The sequence below is a fragment of the Gluconobacter sp. genome, from assembly GCF_047723935.1.
Taxonomy (GTDB): Bacteria; Pseudomonadota; Alphaproteobacteria; order Acetobacterales; family Acetobacteraceae; genus Gluconobacter.
This window is the reverse complement of sequence record NZ_JBDOBO010000047.1, coordinates 1-20,188: the sequence shown is the minus strand read 5'-3', so window position 1 is coordinate 20,188 and position 20,188 is coordinate 1. Positions and strand designations below refer to the sequence as shown.

The 20,188-nt window shown below is 51.9% G+C and carries 16 protein-coding genes and 1 pseudogene; 9 read left to right on the top strand and 8 right to left on the bottom strand.

Annotated elements, in window-relative coordinates; genetic code table 11:
- Nucleotides 1–142: 142 nt before the first annotated feature.
- The 3 genes from lldD (at nucleotide 143) to ABF979_RS12640 (ending at nucleotide 4,732) form a co-directional block, all read left to right on the top strand.
- Nucleotides 143–1,291 (top strand): FMN-dependent L-lactate dehydrogenase LldD, encoded by a 1,149-nt coding sequence (lldD, locus tag ABF979_RS12650; protein WP_415560212.1) that lies wholly within the window; start codon nucleotides 143–145, stop codon nucleotides 1,289–1,291.
- A gap of 209 nt (nucleotides 1,292–1,500) precedes the next feature.
- The gene (locus ABF979_RS12645; protein ID WP_415560210.1) at nucleotides 1,501–3,021 is read left to right on the top strand and encodes a carbohydrate porin; all 1,521 of its coding nucleotides are present in this window, start codon (nucleotides 1,501–1,503) and stop codon (nucleotides 3,019–3,021) included.
- A 70-nt stretch (nucleotides 3,022–3,091) separates the two neighbouring features.
- Complete coding sequence (locus ABF979_RS12640) at nucleotides 3,092–4,732, top strand: lactate permease LctP family transporter (RefSeq protein ID WP_415560208.1); 1,641 nt, start codon at nucleotides 3,092–3,094, stop codon at nucleotides 4,730–4,732.
- A 494-nt stretch (nucleotides 4,733–5,226) separates the two neighbouring features.
- Here ABF979_RS12640 and ABF979_RS12635 read toward each other — a convergent pair whose 3' ends face one another.
- The 3 genes from ABF979_RS12635 to ABF979_RS12625 form a co-directional block, all read right to left on the bottom strand.
- On the bottom strand, nucleotides 5,227–6,285 hold the full coding sequence (locus ABF979_RS12635) for an IS5 family transposase (protein ID WP_415560207.1): 1,059 nt from the start codon (nucleotides 6,283–6,285) through the stop codon (nucleotides 5,227–5,229).
- Between the two features lie 71 nt (nucleotides 6,286–6,356).
- Nucleotides 6,357–8,015 (bottom strand): glycoside hydrolase family 13 protein, encoded by a 1,659-nt coding sequence (locus tag ABF979_RS12630; RefSeq protein WP_415560205.1) that lies wholly within the window; start codon nucleotides 8,013–8,015, stop codon nucleotides 6,357–6,359.
- Between the two features lie 81 nt (nucleotides 8,016–8,096).
- Entirely contained in the window at nucleotides 8,097–9,002 is a 906-nt protein-coding gene (locus tag ABF979_RS12625; protein WP_415560203.1) for an NAD-dependent epimerase/dehydratase family protein, read from the bottom strand.
- A gap of 108 nt (nucleotides 9,003–9,110) precedes the next feature.
- On the opposite strand from ABF979_RS12625, the gene ABF979_RS12620 reads away from it, so the two are divergent.
- Nucleotides 9,111–10,052, top strand: coding sequence for a LysR family transcriptional regulator (locus ABF979_RS12620; RefSeq protein ID WP_415560201.1), 942 nt, complete (start codon nucleotides 9,111–9,113; stop codon nucleotides 10,050–10,052).
- Between the two features lie 80 nt (nucleotides 10,053–10,132).
- Here ABF979_RS12620 and ABF979_RS12615 read toward each other — a convergent pair whose 3' ends face one another.
- Nucleotides 10,133–10,555 carry a hypothetical protein gene (locus ABF979_RS12615; protein ID WP_202208616.1) on the bottom strand — a complete coding sequence of 141 codons (423 nt, stop codon included), beginning with the start codon at nucleotides 10,553–10,555 and terminating at the stop codon, nucleotides 10,133–10,135.
- 310 nt (nucleotides 10,556–10,865) lie between these two features.
- Nucleotides 10,866–11,714, bottom strand: a complete 849-nt coding sequence (locus ABF979_RS12610) for an NmrA/HSCARG family protein (RefSeq protein ID WP_415560198.1) — start codon at nucleotides 11,712–11,714, stop codon at nucleotides 10,866–10,868.
- 98 nt (nucleotides 11,715–11,812) lie between these two features.
- Here ABF979_RS12610 and ABF979_RS12605 point away from each other — a divergent pair, with 98 nt between their 5' ends.
- The gene (locus ABF979_RS12605) at nucleotides 11,813–12,727 is read left to right on the top strand and encodes a LysR substrate-binding domain-containing protein (RefSeq protein WP_415560197.1); all 915 of its coding nucleotides are present in this window, start codon (nucleotides 11,813–11,815) and stop codon (nucleotides 12,725–12,727) included.
- Between the two features lie 36 nt (nucleotides 12,728–12,763).
- Here ABF979_RS12605 and ABF979_RS12600 read toward each other — a convergent pair.
- Nucleotides 12,764–13,901: pseudogene (locus ABF979_RS12600) on the bottom strand (IS3 family transposase).
- 557 nt (nucleotides 13,902–14,458) lie between these two features.
- On the opposite strand from ABF979_RS12600, the gene ABF979_RS12595 reads away from it, so the two are divergent.
- Genes ABF979_RS12595 through ABF979_RS12585 form a run of 3 tightly spaced genes read left to right on the top strand, consistent with a single transcriptional unit; the run spans nucleotide 14,459 to nucleotide 18,002 of the window.
- Nucleotides 14,459–15,682 (top strand): hypothetical protein, encoded by a 1,224-nt coding sequence (locus tag ABF979_RS12595; RefSeq protein WP_415560195.1) that lies wholly within the window; start codon nucleotides 14,459–14,461, stop codon nucleotides 15,680–15,682.
- On the top strand, nucleotides 15,679–16,125 hold the full coding sequence (locus ABF979_RS12590) for a three component ABC system middle component (RefSeq protein WP_415560193.1): 447 nt from the start codon (nucleotides 15,679–15,681) through the stop codon (nucleotides 16,123–16,125). Before ABF979_RS12595 ends, ABF979_RS12590 begins: the two co-directional genes overlap by 4 nt.
- Complete coding sequence (locus ABF979_RS12585) at nucleotides 16,122–18,002, top strand: DUF3732 domain-containing protein (RefSeq protein ID WP_415560191.1); 1,881 nt, start codon at nucleotides 16,122–16,124, stop codon at nucleotides 18,000–18,002. The genes ABF979_RS12590 and ABF979_RS12585 overlap by 4 nt, the downstream gene beginning before the upstream one ends.
- 528 nt (nucleotides 18,003–18,530) lie before the next feature.
- Here ABF979_RS12585 and ABF979_RS12580 read toward each other — a convergent pair.
- Together ABF979_RS12580 and ABF979_RS12575 are read right to left on the bottom strand one after the other, a co-directional pair.
- Nucleotides 18,531–18,980, bottom strand: coding sequence for a transposase (locus ABF979_RS12580; RefSeq protein ID WP_415560214.1), 450 nt, complete (start codon nucleotides 18,978–18,980; stop codon nucleotides 18,531–18,533).
- Complete coding sequence (locus tag ABF979_RS12575) at nucleotides 18,953–19,249, bottom strand: transposase (RefSeq protein WP_415560190.1); 297 nt, start codon at nucleotides 19,247–19,249, stop codon at nucleotides 18,953–18,955. Before ABF979_RS12575 ends, ABF979_RS12580 begins: the two co-directional genes overlap by 28 nt.
- 195 nt (nucleotides 19,250–19,444) lie before the next feature.
- Between ABF979_RS12575 and ABF979_RS12570 the strand changes: the two genes are divergently transcribed.
- A partial coding sequence (locus ABF979_RS12570; protein WP_415560188.1) for a hypothetical protein occupies nucleotides 19,445–20,188 on the top strand: 744 nt, incomplete at its 3' end.

The following is a 20,188-nucleotide window of genomic DNA, read 5'->3' as shown; positions in this document are numbered from 1 at the left end:
AGTATGGATAGCACCAATTTAAGCGAATGGATGTTAGGACATTTCTCTTCCAGACAATGCGCCAGGCAGTCCGTGAGAAAGACGGATCTAAGAAAAAAAACAAGCGCACGCGGAATGACAAAATCCGCGAAGGAGAGTTGCAATGATTATTTCAGCAGCGACAGATTACCGAAAGGCAGCCGCTCGGAAAATCCCTCCTTTTCTGTTTCATTACATTGATGGCGGATCATATGCGGAGCATACGCTGAAACGAAATACTGCAGACCTTGCAGATCTCGCTTTAAGACAGCGTATTCTTCGCAACGTCTCTGATCTGGATACTTCTACCGAAATATTCGGGCGTAAGCTTGCTTTTCCAGCCGCGCTTGCCCCGGTGGGGCTAACAGGTATGTATGCCCGTCGCGGCGAAGTTCAGGCAGCACGGGCCGCAAGCCGCAAAGGTATCCCTTTCACCCTCTCCACTGTATCAGTGTGTCCAATCGCGGAAGTGCAAGCCGCAGTTCGAGAACCAATCTGGTTCCAGTTGTATGTGCTCAAAGACCGTGGTTTCATGCGTGATGCCTTGGAGCGCGCAAAAGCAGCAGGCGTAACCACCCTCGTCTTTACGGTAGACATGCCAACACCGGGGGCGCGCTACCGCGATGCTCATTCAGGCATGTCCGGCCCGCTGGCTAAATGGCGTCGCTATGCTCAGGCGGTGACACATCCGCAATGGGCTTGGGATGTTGGTTTGCGTGGACGCCCGCATGATCTGGGCAATATCTCGACATATCGAGGCACCCCCACTGCGCTTGAAGACTACATTGGTTGGCTCGCAGGTAATTTCGATCCCTCAATAAGCTGGAAAGACTTGCAGTGGATACGTGATTTCTGGGAAGGACCAATGATCATCAAGGGTATTCTGGACCCTGAGGACGCGAAAGACGCTGTAAAATTTGGGGCAGACGGTATCGTTGTCTCCAATCATGGTGGACGGCAACTTGACGGCGTCCTTTCAACCATTCGTGCCCTTCCTCCCATCGCAGATGCCGTCAAGGGTGACCTGAAAATTCTTGCTGATTCAGGAATTCGCAGCGGTCTGGATATTGCTCGAATGATTGCATGTGGGGCTGATTCCGTCCTGCTGGGGCGCGCCTTCGTTTACGCTCTCGCAGCAGCAGGAGAGCGCGGCGTCGCGAATGTGCTGGACATCATCGAAAAAGAACTCCGTGTTGCGATGATTTTGACTGGCGCACGCTCGATCTCGGAAATTACCTCTGACAGTGTTGAGAAACTTGCGCGAGAACGCTGATCCTTCAACGACCCACAAAGACTTCATCACGGCATATCGAGCGAAATAATAGAGGCGCGATTACCGAATAATACATTAAAAATAAATATAATCTGTGAATAACACGGAATATTACTGTCATGTTTCATGATTTTACCCAATATCTTCCTGCGTCGTTATCCGTTGTTAGGACAAAAAGACGCTCCCGGACCATTTGGTATGCAGGTGCAATGCTCTTTATCGCCCTAGTGGCCACCAGTTCTGCTGAAAGTGCACCTGATACAGCTTTAATCATGCGACAGCACCCAGGAACGAGCTTTCAAACGGACAGAGATACGCCGTTCCATTCCGACGCAAAAGCATCACATATCGTGGCGGCATCCACCAAAAGGACCGAACATCTTTCCGACCCTAATCAGCTTGAAAGCCTTTTTAATACTGAAAGCCTGTCTGCACTCCTCAATCGCAGAGATGATGCCCTGCGGGAACGTGACCTCTCTGCGGGGTATTTCGTACCTGCTCAAGCATTCGGTAATCTGGTTCCACAAGTAGCACCCGCACGAACGTGGCTCGCTAAACGGGGCTATACATTTCAGTTCGCTTATAAAGGGGAAGCCTTGGCTAATGTAAGCGGCGGTCTGAGCAAAGGCATGTCGTATGCTCATGAACTGACGCTGGTGAATAATTTCGATCTGGGCAAGCTGCTAGGTCTGAATGGATGGATCCTGCACGGCGTTTTAATGGAACGAGCAGGTCGACAGATCAGCTTTGATCACGTCGGCGAGCGGCGAATTCTGCTGTCTGAAGTTTACAGCCTTTCCGGCCATATGGCGGCACATTTAGCAGACTTCTACGTGGAAAAATCTTTCCGTCACAACAGCATCAATATCAATCTGGGCCGCCTGACCCTCACACACACTTATGGCACATCTCTGCTCTTATGCACCTTCATGATCCAGTGCTCAGCCCCAGTGGGCATTAAAAGCGTTCAAGGGTGGAGCGTCTACCCGAAAGCAACATGGGGCGGCACGATCCGTCTGCGCCCAACACGCGATCTGACGTTAAGAACAGGTGTTTACGCGTCCTCTGTCCTGACATCGAATCCATCAGGATGGGCCTGGGGCAGCGAGAAGCAGACTGGCGTCATGCTTCCCATCGAACTGACATGGGAGCCTTTTATCGGCCCACGAAAGCTGCCGGGCCACTACAAACTCGGCTTTGGCCACGATACCAGCGGTTTTACGGACATGATTGGCTCGGTCCCCTCCTCGATGGCACTCCGATATGCGGTGCAAAGGCCTCAGGCACGCGACACATTTTATATTGAAGCCGACCAGATGATTTATCGCAGCCACGGCCTGCATCAGATGGCAGGAGGCTACCTAATGGCGGGCTACATTCATAATACACCGCAAGTCTCGGTCTTTTCTGATCAGTTTTATGTTGGAACTTCGCTTCTTGGCATCATCCCTTTTCGCCCACTCGACCGTTTTGGGGTGATGTATTCGTATTATCAGATCAGCAAACGCCTGACGCTCGGGCAGCACCTTCTTCAGGACGCAGGCCTGCCCTTCCCCGCAGGCGTAAACGGCCCTCAGACGCATACGGCAACGCTGGAAGCCTATTACGGAGTTCCCATTATGCCCGGCCTGCTCTTTCAACCCTCTTTTGAATACCAGATGCGACCGGGAGAAACGTCAGTCATTCCGAACGCAACGGTCATCGGCATCAAAGTTATCGGCAATCTTTAATCCCCCCGCATCCAGGGCCGGAAATCGGCATGGATAAGCCTTATCGACACGAAGTCAGGAGAATAAATCCATGTCCCCCTGGAAGCAGATATACGATCCAGCCGGAAATATTATAATTTCCAGTCTGGTTGCTTTGATACCGATTGCATTTTTCTTCGTAGCGTTGCTGGTGCTTCGCATGAAGGGCCATATCGCCTGCACCATCACGGTGGTTCTCACGGCCCTCATAGCCGTACTATTCTACGGAATGCCGATACCCTATCTGATCGCGACGGGATTATACGGCTTTCTCTATGGCTTATGGCCTATTGCGTGGATCATTCTGGCTGCAGTCTTCCTTTATAAACTTTCGGTCAAAACCGGATACTTCGACATTATTCGCTATTCGATTGTCACAGTTTCCGACGATCAGCGCATTCAAATCCTCCTCGTTTCTTATGGCTTTGGTGCTTTTCTCGAAGGCGCTGCCGGTTTCGGCGCTCCGGTTGCGATCACGACAGCGCTCCTGGTCGGTCTTGGGGTGCCACCGCTTTATGCGGGTGGACTATGTCTACTCGCTAATGCTGCGCCTGGCGCGTTCGGGGCAATGGGCATTCCAGTCATCGTCGGAGGTCAGGTTATTGGTGCGGATCCATTGCTGATCTCTCGGCTTGCAATGCCTATGCTTGCTGCCCTCGCGTTTGCCATCCCTTTCCTTCTGGTGATGATCGTGGATGGGCTGCGCGGGCTAAGAGAGGTCTGGCCGATCACCCTCGTTGCAGCACTGACATTTACCATTACACAGACTTTGGTGGCTGTTTTTGTAGGACCTGAACTTCCCGACATTGCCGCGGCTTTGGCAACACTCCTGGTCATCCCTCTCTTTTTGAAGTTTTGGACGCCAGCGAACAGTTTTCGTTTTCCTCAAGAAAGCACAAATGCACCCGTCCCTGGTTCTGAAAAAAATTATAGCAAAAACGAGATTATCCGTGCCTGGATGCCATTCGTTATCTTGACTGCACTTGTCGCCCTCTGGAGCATTGCGCCTTTCAAAAACCTCTTCAAACCAGGTGGTCTGCTTGCGTCCTCTGTCATCACGTTTCCCTTTCCTTATCTGCATGATCTGATCATCAAGATGCCGCCGGTCTCGATCGAGCCTTCACCGTTTCACTCGGTATTTAAGCTTGATCTGATTTCCTCAGTCGGCACGAGCATCATGCTGACTGCGATCCTCTCGACATTCGTGCTACGTGCACGCCCCCGGGATGCTGCAGTGATCTTTCTGCAGACACTGAACGAACTGAAAATCCCGATCTATTCTATTGGCATGGTCCTCGCCTTTGCTTATCTGGCGAATTATTCCGGTCTTTCCGCGACGCTTGCCCTCCTGTTCGCTGCAACAGGCCCAGCTTTTACGTTTCTTTCTCCAATTCTTGGATGGCTTGGCGTCTTCCTCACAGGATCTGACACATCCTCGAACGCCCTATTCGGAGGATTACAAGCCGCAACAGGTCAGCAGATCCACGTCAGTGGTCCACTTCTCGTTGCTGCCAATGCTGTTGGAGGCTCAGTTGGGAAGATGATCTCGCCCCAATCGATCGCCGTCGCCTGTGCAGCAGTAGGGATTGTTGGAAAAGAAGGGGAAATGCTCAAATTCACACTGAAATGGAGCATCTTACTCGTCTTAATGGTCAGTTGCCTGCTTTCAGCGAGAGTCTATTTTCTTGGATGACTTTAACGAAATACTGACAATAAAATATATTAAGTATGCTTTAATAAGGAAGTTCTATATTTTATTTCAGAAATATAATTTAATATTCCTTTGAAGATACAGTATAATTGATTGGGCTAAGGATCCTTGGACCAATCAGGGCGGTTGCGGCGAGATAGATGACTGAGAAGAAGACGCTAGGGCATCTGTCCTAGCGGGTTGCGACCCGCCGCTAGTACCTCAGGATTTATTATACGATAGCAATAATACTCTCCCATGGTTGAATGCGGATGGCGCTGCCCTGAATCTGTTTTCTTTCTATATTGCTGGCAATGACGCGCTTTACAGTTTTCTCTTCAGGGCACCTCGAACAATTGCGTTTTGAGGCTGGCGTAGGTCGCGTGCCGGGGTGACGGCCCGGAGGATTATCGATTTTTGGTCCTTCGGCCCCCTGTTGGGGCCGCCATTTTGGGTTGGTCCGGCCGATTTGGCGACTGGATCGCGGATTTCAGGTGCTATCTGTCTGCCAGCGCGCCGCGCTCCAGTACGACCAGGCGGCGCATGTTGTAGGCCAGATTCTGCATCCCGATCTTCACAGTCGCGCGAACGATGCCGATGATGCGCACCAGCTTGCCACCCATACTGGTATGCTGGTTGCCGAACACATGTTCGACCCGCGCCCGCACTGACGAGCGGGTCTTGTTGGCCGCTTCCTGTCGTGTCGTGAGCGGCTTGCCCCGGCATCCGCGTTGGTGGATACGGCTCTTGAACCCGCGTGTGGCGAGTTTCTCCTCGGCCTCCTTGCTGCGATAGGCGCTGTCGGCCCACACGGTGCTGGCGGTGTTGCCGGGATCAAGCAGGTCTTCCAGCTTCTGGCTGTCGTGCACCGAGGCGCTGCTGACAGCGTAGCGTCGCACCAGCTTGTGCCGTCGGTCGATGCAGACATGATTCTTGTAGCCGAAGTGCGAACGCCCATGCTTCTTCGTCCAGCGCGCGTCCTTGTCCTTCTGGCGGTTCTTCGCGGGCTTCTTCTCCCACTCCTCGGGGGTCTTGCCCGATTTCACCGTCGCATTGTCGTCGCGTGAGTTACGCTGGCGCGGCGCCGCAACGAGCGTCGCGTCGATGATCTGCCCGCCCATCGCCAGGTATCCCTTGGCTTTGAGATAGCCGTCAAACAGGTCGAACAGCGCCTCGACCGCGCCGGCACGGGCCAATGCCTCGCGATAAAGCCACAGCGTCTTGGCATCGGGCACCGCGTCCTCCAGGCCCAGCCCGACAAAGCGCATGAACGAAAGCCGGTCGCGCAACTGGTACTCCATCTGGTCGTCCGACAGATTGTACAGCGCCTGCAGCACCAGCACCTTGAAGATCAGCACCTCGTCCCATGGCTTGCGACCCGCCGCGCTCTTGCGATCCGCCTCTGAACGCCGCAGCCCGCCCTTGATCAGCGCCGTTTTCAGCTTCAACCGGAACATCTCGAAAGGAACCGCCGCGCCCAACACCACCAGAGGGTCGCCATGCGCGTCCAGCCCCTCATAACGGTGCTGCAAATCGAAAAATCCAGGCTGACCCATCCCTCAACCCCAAAGTTGACGCGCTCATCGCGCGCTAACCCTGAATCCCATTTCAGCCGATCAGGAAAGCCCTATTTTTCGAGGTGCCCTTCAGGCAAGGAGAACGTTTTTTCCTCGTTAGAGAAATTCAGAACAACCAAGGCTCTGGTTGTGGAATCTTCCCGGATATAGGCGTAGATCGGTGAATCATCCGGCGAAATGTCTTGGTAGGTTCCATGAATAAGAACTGGAAACTGCTTTCTGATCCGGATCATGCTCTTGTAAAAAGAAAGTACTGATCTGGGGTCAGAAGATTCTGTAGAGCAGTTGATTGTACGGAAATTCGGATTAACGAGCATCCAGGGTTTTACCGAAGAAAACCCAGCGTTAGTCCCTTCATTCCATTGCATGGGTGTGCGGGTATTGTCGCGCGTCGTTGCCGCCAGATTTACAAGCATTTCCCGAGGGGAAATGTGTCCCGACTCAACCTGCAAGCGCCATTCGTTATGCGCAAATACATCGTCGAACTGATCGATCGATCTGAACGGAAAATTGGTCATTCCAATCTCCTGTCCTTGGTAGATAAATGGTGTCCCGCGCAGGGAAAGCATCATCGTTGCCAGAAGTTTTGCCGAACGATCTCTGTATTGGGGAAGTTGCGAGCCATACCGTGACACCGAGCGTGAGTAGTCATGGTCTTCCAGCCAGACAACAGGCCACGTCCCGGGGTGATCGTCAAAACTGTTGTCACGATTGAATGCGCGCAAATCACTTAGATGAAAAGTTCCCTTACGCCATGCATCGATATTGTCTTTGATTTGAAAGTCGAAGCGAAATCCGGATGAAAGTTCTCTGTTTCGTGAGTCTGTAATACGAGCATATTCATCTCGGGTCACGCCCCAGTTTTCTCCCACCGAATACAGTTCTGTATTCTTGAAAACATGCTCGTACATGTCTTTCAGATAGAAACTGAGCCGGTCTCCATGGTCGGCAAACGTCTTCCGTGCCGGAATTTCTTCCGGAGTAAGATCGTACAGCTTTTCCGGTTTTGCGATGAAAGTAATCGCATCGAACCGGAAACCATCTACACCTTTGTCGGCCCAGAACTTCAGAATCGCGTAAAGCTCAGCACGAACTTCAGGATTTTCCCAGTTCAGATCCGGCTGCTGTGCTTCAAACGAGTGCAGATAATACTGGCCTGTCTTCTGATCTAGTGTCCAGGCCGAACCTCCAAACTGCGTCTGCCAGTTGGTGGGAGGCGCGCCATTTTTTCCATCGTGCCAGTGATAGAAGTTGCGGTAGCGATTATCTCTGGACGATCTGCTTTCTACAAACCAGGCATGCTGGTCGCTCGTATGGTTGAAAACCATATCGAGAATGACACGAATTCCTAGTTGCTTCGCGCGTGCCAGAAAGGCATCGAAATCCTCCATGGTGCCAAAGTCCGGCATGATCTTGCGATAGTCTCGCACGTCATATCCGTTATCGACATTGGGAGAGTCGAAGCAGGCCGCAACCCAGATCGCGTCAACGCCCAGTTCCGCAAGGTATTCCAGCCTGTCCTTCATCCCGATAAAATCCCCGATACCGTCAGAATTTCCATCCTGAAACGAACGGGGATAAATCTCGTAGAACACGCTGCTCTTCCACCATGGCATGCGGGGTTGAACAGGCGTAGATGCAGATGCCGTCGCCCAGAATCCAACAGCCAGTGGCAATAAGCTTCGGCGGCTCAGGTCAATGCCGGTCATGGAAAGCTCCTAAGGGAGTGTGAAAAGAAAATGATCCGCTGCGTCAGAGGGGCTTGGGCAGCGGACATCATCAGACTGTTTTCACCAGACTACGTCGGTTGTTTCGATCCACTTCTGGATGGAGGTGTGCTGAGGCGCCCACCCGAGCAGCCGGCGTGCATTCACGGCCCGCACCCGACTGTTGGAGCCAATGGCAAAGCGGGCCCAGTCGCCCAGCTCAGCAATGGCGTCCTCTGCTGGCCAGCTTTGCGTCTTACCCTCAAAGCCAAGCGCCTTGCTGATGGAAGTCGCGATCTCGACGAAAGACGCTTCACCATTCTCCGCGTAAAAGTAAGAGGCTGACGGTGCTTTTTCCAAAGCCAGTCGATAAAGTTCTGCAAGGTCACGGATATGAACGTTCGACCAGCGGTTCAGCCCCGTTCCAATATAAGCGCCGGCAGCGACTTTCCGCGACTGGGCGTAAAGTTTGGGAAGCTGATCACTCTTTGCCGGCAGTCCAAGAGATTCCCCGTAGATCATTGTTGGGCAGAAAACGATCGTCCTGATTCCGTCGCGCACCCCAGCAATCCGGACGATTTCATTGATTTCAACGCGATCCTTACGGATGTCCATCGGGACGAAAGGGGTATCATCCGCGAAGATATCCGGTCGCTCATAGGCTCCCCGCGCATCATCACCGACGACGCTCGATCCGGATGTGTGGATGAAGGCCTTGCCGCTGCCTTTCAGAGCTTCGAGAAAGGTCTGAACAGACGCAAGATGATCAGAGTTGGCCGCATGAATGACAGCGTCTGCCGCTTTGGCCTCTTCCGCTATAAGAGCAGCGTCATCCAGCGATCCCCGAACGGGCGAAATACCAATCTCCTGCAGAGCCTGTGCCTTGTCGGATTGACGCACGAGACCACGGACTTCATGGCCGAAGTCGGTCAGATAGCGGGCGACGGAACCGCCAATATAGCCGGTCGCACCTGTAAGAAAGATTTTCATGGTTCACTGTCTCCAGAAAGTTTGGATAGCTTCGTGAAACTTGCTCCCTGCAAAACGAATGAACTAGAGAACATGAATTCACAGTCGCTATGAATTCAGGGCACAGATATGTTGAGGGATGTTAACCGGTCGGGCGAAATGGAAGTGTTCGTGGCCGTTGTGGAAGCCGGATCATTTTCCGAAGCCTCGCGTCGGCTCGACATGTCACCGTCCGCCGTTAGCAAGCTGACGTCACGTCTGGAAGCGCGGCTGGGAACGCGGCTTCTCAACCGATCGACCAGGTCCATTGAGTTGACGGCAGAAGGGGAGCGCTTCTATCGCGAAAGTCTGTGTATTCTAGAACAGATGACAGCGCTGGAAGATGGTCTTCTGCATGAAACGCCCCGGCCGACGGGAGACGTTCGGGTCAACATGAATCTGCCGTTCGGTCTTCAATGCGTGCTTGATCTGTTGCCCGGATTCCTGGCCTGCTATCCGGGAATCCGGCTCTCTGTAGATCTCACGGATCAGGTTGTGGATCTTGTCGAGCATCATGCCGACGTCGCCATTCGCATCGGTCCGATGCGGGATTCAGGGCTTCTGCAGCGCAAGCTCATGGAAACGCATTTCGTTACCGTGGCGGCTCCGTCATATCTGGAAAGCCATGGCATTCCTGAAACGGTCAATGAACTGGAAAAGCATAACTGTCTGACGTTCGCATTCCGACGACAAACGCCGGAATGGAAGTTCCGCGATGAAACCGGACAGCCACGAACCTTCGCCCCAAAAGGCAATCTCCTTTTGGGAGACGGAGAAAGCATGCGCCGTCTGACGCTCGCAGGAGCCGGGATCGCACAGCTTTCACTGTTTCAGGTTCAGGAAGACCTCGCTGCGGGGAAGCTTGTCCCTGTGCTCGAAAGATTTGCCGCGCAGGAGCCACAAACTGTGCACGCCGTCTTTATGGGGCCAAATCGTTATATGCCGCAAAGAGTCCGTGTCTTTATCGACTATCTGGCCGCAAATCTCCGATCCGGACGTCACATTGGCAGAGACATGAGATCTGCACGGTGACGTCCGCTAGGCATCGGCATGGTTGTCTGGCTTGGCGGAACGCCGATCGTCAGGGAAGTTTGATAATCCGCTGCCTCTGTTCAGAAGGCTGGATAAGGAAGATGCCTTTTATCTCCTGATTGGGCTAAACTCGCATTCACGTTATCAACAATGCCGTTGCCAACCTTTCGGATGACTTCGGACAAGGGCTGATCGGGATGACTGCGGCATTCAAGCTCCATCCTGATAAAGAAGCTCTGGGTAATCTGCGCCATGAGCATTTCCATATGATCCATACGAAGCGAGGCAAACTCTGTCATATACGGCTTCATTATATTCATTGCCGAAATGACTCTGCTTCGCGCTTCCGGCATATTGGGAGATGCTGCGTCCTTGGTCGCGTAGTTCAGATAAGTCAAACATGGGGTGGATGGCACAAAGATTGTCGTGTCTGATGCTGCAGCTGCTGTGCCCCCAAGTGCAAGCTGTAATACCGCTAAAAACAAACCTCTCAAAATACGCATTCGATATACTCACCAAAAAAAACATAAGAGCCTGGTCGGCCGCACTATTCTGCGCCGATAATGATCGCTTCTATCTCTCACATGATTTCATCATGCGGTTCCTTAGAGAAGTAGCATAGTACTCCATTACAGTCTAAGGTGCCTAGCCGAGCCGGATCCGCCTCTCGAAAGACTGAGAGGTCTTCTTTTTCGGAGAAAAAAAACAGTCGGGTAATAGTAAGAATTTTATTGAATTGGTCACAATAACAAAATCGTCTTTTGTCGTTGTCTTCGATCCGGACAAAAGTAAGCAGTTCCGACCAAACCTCTATTACGCTCTACAGTCTGCCCAATCGCGCACGGTCAGAAGACCTGGATGCTCACGACGGAGACCGGCAATATCAGCATCAAACCCCTCGCGTGCGATCCATTCGAACATGAGGCGGAAATCCTCCGGTAGCCGCGCGCAAAGCAGTGCGGGCATTTTGAAGGACAGTGTAGGGCGCAGACCTGAGCGACGGAGTACGGACGAGGCAGATTGCAAGGTGACAGTGTCGCCCGCCAGTTCAATACTTCGTCCAGAAAATTGCTCGGGCCTCTCGAATGCTTCAGCAGCGAACCATCCGACATCCTGGATCGAAACAAGTTGCATTGACTGTTTTGGTGCCAGATAGGTTTTTATCATCGAAAGCATTGTCGTACGGAACACAAAGGTGGAAAAATTTTCCATGAAAGCCGCTGGCCGAAGAATGGTCGCATTGAGACCGAGTGACGCGATATGCTGCTCAATGGCCCACTTACTTTCAAAATGAGGCACCCTACTCTGGCGTTCTGCTCCGCCGGCAGAACACTGCACGAAATGACGGACACCGCTTTCCGCAGCCAACGTCGCCAGTAATTTGCCCTGACGCTCCTCTCCCGACGACCCGATTTTCATGGGAGATTGGACGGACAGCACCCCATGGACACCTCGAAGTGCTGCCCGAAGGGACTGCTCGTTATCCAGGTTGCCCTGTCTCAGTTCGACCCCGAGCTTTGCCAAAGCAGTAGCTTTTGGAGCCTGCGGGTCACGAACCAGTGCTCGAAGCTGCCATGGTCCTGCGCGACGCACCATTTCGTGAATGGTAGCGCCGCCCTGTTGCCCGGTCGCACCTGTGATCAGGATAATTGGCTTTGACATGGTTGTCCCCTCGTTGAAGGACGACAATATGCCGTTCCGCTTGTGAAGAGCAGATATCTTATCGTAGACGTTGCGTCCCATTTATGGAACGTTCTGCAATGAACTCTGATGATCTTGGTTGCTTCATACATATTGCAGATTCCTTGAGTCTCAGTGCCGCTGCTCGCACAACAGGCATCCCAAAATCCTCCCTCAGTCGAGCGCTGCTTCGCCTTGAAGAGGTCATTGGAGCGAAGTTGTTTGAACGCAGCGCGCAGGCTCTCCGGCTGACGGAGGCAGGACGGATGCTTCTGCCCTATGCGCGTCGGGTTATGGATGATTTAAATGAGGCGAAAGCGGCTCTGGATGGTGTGACAGGACAGCCACGAGGTATCTTGCGGATCAATGCTGCAATGACCTTTGCGCTTGGCCTTGTCGCTCCAATGCTTCCTGATTTTCTCAAACGTTTTCCCGAATTGTACGTGCACTTCGATACGGAAAACCGCGTTGTAGATTTTGCTCGGGAGAATCTTGATATAGCCATCCGTATCGGCGCTCTGCCTAGCTCAGACCTAATTGCGCGCAAACTGGGTCACATCGCGTTATGGCCATGTGCCAGTCCCGCATATCTTGCTCAACGAGGCCCCTTGGATACGCCAGCACATTTGACCAATCACGTCCTTCTTGGGTGGACTGATCGACCCACGATATGGCGGTTCCAGGACGCGCAGAAACACGAGCACCGCATTCCTGTTCCCGTTGGCTCCGTTGTGCCCGAGCCCGCCGTATTGCAGGTCTTGCTGGAACACGGTGCTGGAATTGGACGCTTGCCTGATTTTCTCGCTCGACCAGCCATTGAACGTGGAACCTTGGTCAGAGTCCTTCCAACATTCACAACAGAAACCGTGGAAGCGCATGCTGTCTACGCCGCGCACCGAAGCCTTTCCTCAAAAATCCGCGTTTTCATAGACGCGCTACGGATGCACCTCTTGCAGCAAACTGAGGCGCAAACAGGTGAAGATAAGCCACGGTAGCGAGGCGCGTACTTCTTGATTGGACGTGTCGGGGGTTTAAGTTCCGGACCATGAGTTATCTGTTAAGCGACATTGCCGCTCATGATCCAGAAGACTTTTCCACTGGAGTGTGGAATGCAGCCTCGGCAGATTGTAGAAATCGTTGATGGTGCGCGTGATATCCTGCTCTACTTCATGACGTGTGCTCCAGGCCTGTCGTCACAGAAGTTCCGCTTTCAGGGTTTTGAAGAAGCTCTTAGTTACAGCATTATTTCAGCAGCTTCCCTTTATGCTCATGGACACAAGAAAGCTATGAGCATAAAGGGACTGACGGTACGCCTCTGAACAATACTGACTGCCACGATCCGCATGATGGACGAACCCTGTGGTGGCTGACGCAAGGCAAGAGCGCATTGTAACGCTGTGGGGGCAAGATCTGCGGTCATACGGGCCTCAAGGTTCTAGCCGATGACTCTTCGTGAGAAGAGGTCTAGCATCACCGCCAGGTAAACCCAGCCTTCACGTGTTCAGATCTCTGTGATGTCTGCTGTCCATTTCTGGTTATGCTGTTGTGGAGAAGTCCTGTCCCAGAAGGCTGGGTTCAATACTGTGCCTGCGCGAACTTGTCGTGGTCACTTTGAAGCGCCGCGTTCGGGCAACCCGGATGTCAGTCTCCCGCATCGGCCGTCCCACACGACGATGTCCAGCAGAAAAGCCACAAGTTCTGAGGCCCTCTGACATGCGGGGACGTCCGTAACTTCGCCTGCTCTGCTCGTGAACGGTGCGGATATGGACCATCAGAGCATCATCCCCTGTTCTGCGGGCACGAACCGGGCGACATCACGCTCTTAAACCTCGGTCGCTGACACCAAATAGCCGACAGACCCGTTCGCGTGAAAGCGGACCGTGATACCGCGCAATGAACGCAAACCTCACGATCTTTGGTTCCAAAAGAACTGTGTCGCCTCTTTTAGCAGAAGGTTCTCACGACGTAATCTCTCATTCTTACGCAATAACGCCGTATGATCCGTTGTGTAAGCAACGACAGTGTCGTGCTTCTGGGCATACGGATCCATGTCTTCAAGGTCGAAGAACCGATCCTCAGGTCCTCGGCAATGCGCTCTCACGAAAGATCACTGCTCAGAGCAAGACGGGCTGCCTTGCTTCTGAACTCAGCTATGTAAACTCGTCCCATTCCAACTCTTCTTCACGACCTTCTTCGGTCTTAAAGGTCCGGAACTAAACCGCGACACGTCCAGTCTGCTGCCGGAAAGACAGTCTGATCGTCTCTGGCCCTCTTTGCGAGAGACATTCCAACTCATGCAGGTCTGTAACTATTCTGAGGCTCCCGGCTGACTTGGGGGGAACGTGGAATGTCTGCTCTCGGGAAAGGGACCACCAAAAGCAGTCATTCGTAGTTCTCACATTCATGACTGTTACCGACCCAGATCTCACCGCTCAGCAGGGCGCTTGAGCGTCCGACCACGCCGAAACGTGCGAGTAGATACGTCTGATCATCCGGACAGCAGGCGCTGACATTGCTGCTGTTTCGGCATCCCAATGTGCGAACTGAAACCTGCCGTCCATTCACATTGGCCGGGGCATTCTCGGATTGCCTGTGTCTGGGATAAAGCCTTCTTTCCCTCATATCGTGTCAAACGGCAGGATCGACTGATTGACTACTACTATCGAAATGCTAGAGTATTTCATAGTTCCCGAGGGATAAGTTCCTGCACGTTCTATAGGTGAGGTATGAACGAGAGGTCGCGCGTCGACAAGACAAGCGCAGAAGACAAGTCAATCGGGTTCGACTACCAGTATTACTATTTTCTAAATGAAATCCTTAACCTGAAGAGCGGTCAAACTGCAGGCTATGAAGTTCTGGATGATGTTCACATCGAGTGCGCGGACGGCAAAACACTGCTCGTCCAATTGAAGCACACCGTCCAGACAAATGCGCAAGGCGCCCCTATAAACCTCACCACGCTTGATCCTGATCTCTGGAAGTCGATTTCCAATTGGTGCAAAGTAATTATAGATCCGGTATACGGGCGCTCATCTGTTAATAACCAATTGATATTTCTGAAGAAAACATCCTTTTTACTCGCATCTAACAAGTCTACCAACGTCCGGAACTCATTCTTGTCTTCGTTTGATGCATTCTGTAATGCCTCGAAATCACACGTGGCTTTCATATCTGATATTCGCGCGCTCAAGACTGAGACCAAAGACGAAACCATCAAAGGATATATCGACGATCTCCTGAACCTTGCCCCTGATGTATCGGAGGCATTCCTTCGAAATTTATCGTTCGGGCTAGGCCTTGATGAGATCATCGCCCAGTGCAAAGCCTCGATTTTGGAAAAGCAAATTCACCCGACTAGGGTCGATGACGTGTTTCAGGCCGTGGACTCCAAGCTTCGAGAGAACTCCTTTGCGACAGTGAAAGCGGGAGGCAAAATCAGCTTCAGCTTTGAACAATTCAACCACGAATACCGGCGAGACTTCGATAAAGTGAGAAGTGCGGGGTTCGTGATTAGAAATCTTACCTCAGCCCTTCCTGCAAACCTCTCAGACCAGACATTCATCAAGCAACTCGTGGATATCGACGATATTGCAGCCGATGACGTCGAAATTCTGACGAAATTCACCACCTTGAGATTAAATTTCCGCGATAATGTCGAGCAATGGATCCAAGATGGCGACATAACGCAGTCCGATGTCGATGACCTTGAGCAAGAGGCCGACACTTACTGGGAAAACACTTTCACTGCGAGTTATCCCCGTCGTCAACCACCACCAGACGAGGCAGCGGTGGGGACAGCGGCGCGAGGTATCATTCAAGAACTGCGAAAAGTTAAACTTCCCCTTGCCTCGCAAGAGTTACCCGTCAGAATGAGTAACGGTGGCTTCTACGAATTGTCCGATCGGCCCGTGATAGGCTGGTTGCACAACTGGAAAGATCGTTACAATTGAAACTGAGCAGCTTCTATAATAATCTGGGGATTGATGCTGTCGCGATCTCAGCCGTCTTGGAGAAAGCTGAATTTCTGACGTTCCCGCGATTGATGGTGATCCTGCCGATTGTCGCGCATCGCGATATGGTAAGACAACTCGCAAATGCCCGATTTCGGGTCGTCAGTTTTGAGCAGTACTTCATCGAGAAAACGCAATATTTTTATAACTTTGCCGATCGTTATCGCGCCTGCCTTGCCCCCACCGTCAATGCGCTTCAGCTGTTGAACGAGATTGGCTGCCTTGAATTGCGCGCAGACGGCGCTGCGATTGCCTCGCCGCTGCCGATGACCCCGGCTATGGGCAACCGGGCCGGTCGGATTTATCGCGCCTCGTCCAACATCGCAGCCCTTATCTCGGGCAGTGTCGATGTTTTCTACCTCAATACGAGGATCGAACTGTGAAATTCCATATCGAAAGCCTTTATCTCTGGCGGGCCAATGGTGAAACCCGTACCTTGTCGTTTCTTCCCAACAAGGTGAACGTGATCACGGGCGCCAGCCATACGGGTAAGACCGCAATCCTTGATATCTTCGATTACTGCTTCTTCGCCAATCGGCATCGCATTTCGGAAAGCATCATCAACGAAAACACTCTGTGGTACGGCCTGAAAATCCACGTGAACGACAAGGTCTATACACTGGCAAGAAGGGCGCCAAGCGGCCCAACTGTCTCAAGCGATTACTATTTCTCGTCAATCGGTGAAATCCCCGACAAAGCCCCGAAGGCAAACATCCAGGAACCGGCCCTGAAGGTGCTGCTCGGCGCCGATTTCGGTATCGATCAGGATGTCAGGATCCCCTTCGGTGGGCAATATCTGCAGACAGGTTCGCGTATATCGCTTCGCTATTTCCTGCTGTTCAACACGATTTCGCAGGACATCATCACCCACAGCGAGCAGTTTTTCGACAAGCAGGATCAACCCCGCTCCCGGGAAGCGTTACCACGCATATTCGACATCGCAGTTGGGATCGACACTGTCGAAAATATCCTCAAACGCGATAAGCGAGCGCAGCTTGAGAAGCGCTTAGCGCGCTTGCAGAAGCAATCGATAAAAGCAGACGAAAATCGCGAGGTGTTCTACGGCGAGCTTGCCGAGACGACCTCCCGGGCAATGTCCTACGGACTCATTGCCGACAATTCGGATGCCGAGCAAGCAGTGGCGACTTTGCAACGGATGGTGGTTGAAAGGGAAACGGGTCCGCAATCGTTTGTCTCGAGAAGGTACGAGGAGATCTCTGCCGAGCTCTATCGGGTTTCCCGAAAGATCAAGGGACTTCGCAAATTCTTAGGCGAATATACCAAGCATAAGGATGTTCTGTCCGAAACCGCCGATAGCCTAAAGCCGATCTCCTCTCTTCGCAGCAATCACGCGGATACCGTGCGCACTTCTGTCTTTTTCGAAATTCTCGAGAGACTTGAAGAAGGCCTGCAAGAAATCAAGACAGAGATATCCAAGAAAAACCCTCTGGACAGCAATGTCGGAGAGTTAATCAAAGAACTGGAAGGTCAACGCGAACAGCTACAGGCTGAACTGCAAGCACTGCCTTCAAGTGACGCAGTCTTTGAGAACGACAAAGAAAAATATATTTTCATTGGCGAGACGAAGGCTCAACTTAAACTATTCGCGGAAACAAATGAAAACAGTTCACGCAATTTCGATGCTGATATAGCAAATCTGGAAAGGCAAATCGGCGAACTCTCTGTCCTGTCAGCGGGAGAGCGCCAGAAGCATTTTACCAGCGTTCTCGACGAGACAATCCAAGAATATATCTCCTCAGCCAGCGTGGCTTTGGGCAATTACGGCCAATATCGCTCTGCATTCGACTACAAGGAAAAGAAGCTTCACTTAAGAAAGCCAAAGACTGCATTCATCGAAAACGTTGGCAGCAGCTCAAACCACATGTTCCTTCACCTGTTTCTTTTTCTCGGATTGCACGAGATTATTATGGCGAATGACGGGCAGCATGTGGCGCCATTTCTCATCATCGATCAGTTTTCCAGACCATATTGGGGAGATGACGAGAACAGCGGCGCTAAGAGTGAGCAACGCGCTGAGCAAGATCGGGACGTTAATGAGAGCGACGTTGCTAAGGTCCACACTGCCCTCAAACTACTCGACCATTTTATTTCCCAGGCGAACCGCATGGGCAAGGAATTTCAAATCATCCTGTTCGAACACATCGACCCGAAATACTGGAAAGGCCTTGAGAATTTTCATCTCGTCGAGATATTCCGGGACGGCAATGCGCTAATTCAAGGCGCTCAAGCCAGAAGCTAAGTTGGGGCTGTCTGGTATCCAGTCTACGCGGTTGTGAAGCTGCCGTTCCTGATCGTCCGTAGTCCCGGAAAGTGCAGCAAGAGCTTACGGCGTCCCACGATTGACCGGTTTGGGGCGTAGCCGGATATTCGCCATTGGCGGCGGCAATCGGCAAGAATATCTCAAACTCGGTCTATTGACGTGAGTCTTGCAATATCAACTTTTGGAAAACGGTCAAAACCGCCAAGACGTCAGAGCTGAGGGGAATGCCGCCTGTCTGGTTTCATATTACTGAGCAGACAGGCAGTTTCGGGGGGGAAAACGGAATGTCCGCTGTGCGTCCCGAAACATAAGAAGCGGACTTAATATTTCTCAGAGCGCACACTGTGGTTTTAAAAGGCACTGCGGGATACGACATGGAGCGATTAAGCCGATTGTTGCTTCATTAAAAAACGTTCCCTCTTTCATGTCGAATCAAGCGGCATGATGATTAGGTTACGTTGACAAAAGGCCTGAGTCAGAGCCTTACGGCGACGAAGTTAAGGAAACTCATAAAGGACAAGGCAATCGTGTCGTATCGGGTCGCGATGCGGCGCATCTGAGGTGCTTGAACATCCGCGCGATGCGGTTGCGGTCCATGTAAGGCCACCAATCTGTTTTCTGTGGAACGCTGCGGCCTTGGCGTAATGGAATGACCGTCAGGATCCCGTGGATCACCAGATCCTGACGGAAACTATCGCTGTCATAACCCCGATCGGTCAGCATGGTCTTGGGGTTGAGAACCGGCAACATCGTCAGGGCGCCTGTGGCTCTGTAGTCCGAGCCCTGACCTCCGGTAAGGACAAAGCCAAGAGGACGTTCTTGATCGTCGCATTGGGCGTGAACCTTGCTCGTAAAGCCGCCGCGTGATCGACTAAAACCTTCCGTATGAGCCCCCCTTTTTGCACCGGTAGCGTGGGAATGCGCACGGACTACGGTACGTCGACCATATGCTGCCAGTCATCTGTTAGGGTCAGATCTCCAAGGGTTTGCAAAAGAGCATCCCACACGTCCTGTTCGGCCCAACGACGGAACCGGACATAGACAAAGTTCCATTTACCGGAGCGCTCATGCATGTTCCGCCAGGGGCAGCCGGTCTGCAAAACATGCAGTATGCCGTTGAGGAACCGGCGGTTGTCTTTGGCCGGACGGTCCCAACGTCCACGCTCAGGCGGCAAAAACGGACCAATTATCACCCATTTCTGATCCGTCAGATCGCCTCGTGCCATGTCTGTTCCCTCTGCCCGTTATCCCCAGGCACAAAGTGAATCAGATCTCAGGCAGACCATACAGTCCTTTTGCCAACGTGATCTAGGATCGAGCATCTACATTACCCATGACTGGTAATCGCATAATATTTGTGGTGATATATGTCACGTTGAAAGGCTTTTGGGTGATCCTTAAAAGAAATCTGGAGAAATTAATTGAGCGATGATTTTTTTATCGGTGATTTAATCAGAGCCAAACAATCCGCTGTCGATGCAGCAGTTACTACCATAGCCAAGAGTGCTGCGGGTCCATATTTCTTGCAGCGGCGTCCTGCTTTGGTATTAGGATACTATTCCCTTGGTATTGGCAATCGAGTGAGCGCATGGATCGCTTATAAGCGGAAAAATGGAAAATGGTACGAATACGGTTGGCCCGTAAATCTAAATAAATACGAGCTAGTTTCCAGACCCAAAAACACTGTAATTCTCAATCCGTTTGAAGCATGGCAAAATGTTCCTCAAGCGAGACACATTACTCTCGTTAGCTCAAAGAAATGTTTCTACAGTTACCAGTGGGCTGCGGGAACATCGACAACCGATCCCGATACACCCCTGATGTATCAGTCTCTACCTATGTCAGCCGCTGATCTGGGGGCATATATTCGGCTTGCTCTCTCTAAGACGAGCGATCACAGATCACAAAGGATCGATGGGAAATTTTCGGAGGGTTATCTTCGTGAAATTGCTATCAGATCCAACGAAAGTGGTGCCCCCATAAAGGAGGAGCTTTCGACAAAATTTAAACTCGAACCTACCAAGCTTCTTTCCACACGATCGCAAATATTTATAAACCAATTATTTGATTGTTATGAATTACATCCTTCATTTCAATATGGTGGAAGCGATATGTTTGTTTCCATAAATGAAAGTGATGAAATTTTGGGGAAGGCGGTACTTGAA

Coding starts and splice junctions, on each gene's coding strand:
- lldD (WP_415560212.1), top strand. CDS start 143: ATGATTATTTCAGCAGCGACAGATTACCGAAAGGCAGCCGCTCGGAAA.
- ABF979_RS12645 (WP_415560210.1), top strand. CDS start 1,501: ATGCTCTTTATCGCCCTAGTGGCCACCAGTTCTGCTGAAAGTGCACCT.
- ABF979_RS12640 (WP_415560208.1), top strand. CDS start 3,092: ATGTCCCCCTGGAAGCAGATATACGATCCAGCCGGAAATATTATAATT.
- ABF979_RS12635 (WP_415560207.1), bottom strand. CDS start 6,285: ATGGGTCAGCCTGGATTTTTCGATTTGCAGCACCGTTATGAGGGGCTG.
- ABF979_RS12630 (WP_415560205.1), bottom strand. CDS start 8,015: ATGACCGGCATTGACCTGAGCCGCCGAAGCTTATTGCCACTGGCTGTT.
- ABF979_RS12625 (WP_415560203.1), bottom strand. CDS start 9,002: ATGAAAATCTTTCTTACAGGTGCGACCGGCTATATTGGCGGTTCCGTC.
- ABF979_RS12620 (WP_415560201.1), top strand. CDS start 9,111: ATGTTGAGGGATGTTAACCGGTCGGGCGAAATGGAAGTGTTCGTGGCC.
- ABF979_RS12615 (WP_202208616.1), bottom strand. CDS start 10,555: ATGCGTATTTTGAGAGGTTTGTTTTTAGCGGTATTACAGCTTGCACTT.
- ABF979_RS12610 (WP_415560198.1), bottom strand. CDS start 11,714: ATGTCAAAGCCAATTATCCTGATCACAGGTGCGACCGGGCAACAGGGC.
- ABF979_RS12605 (WP_415560197.1), top strand. CDS start 11,813: ATGAACTCTGATGATCTTGGTTGCTTCATACATATTGCAGATTCCTTG.
- ABF979_RS12595 (WP_415560195.1), top strand. CDS start 14,459: ATGAACGAGAGGTCGCGCGTCGACAAGACAAGCGCAGAAGACAAGTCA.
- ABF979_RS12575 (WP_415560190.1), bottom strand. CDS start 19,249: ATGGCACGAGGCGATCTGACGGATCAGAAATGGGTGATAATTGGTCCG.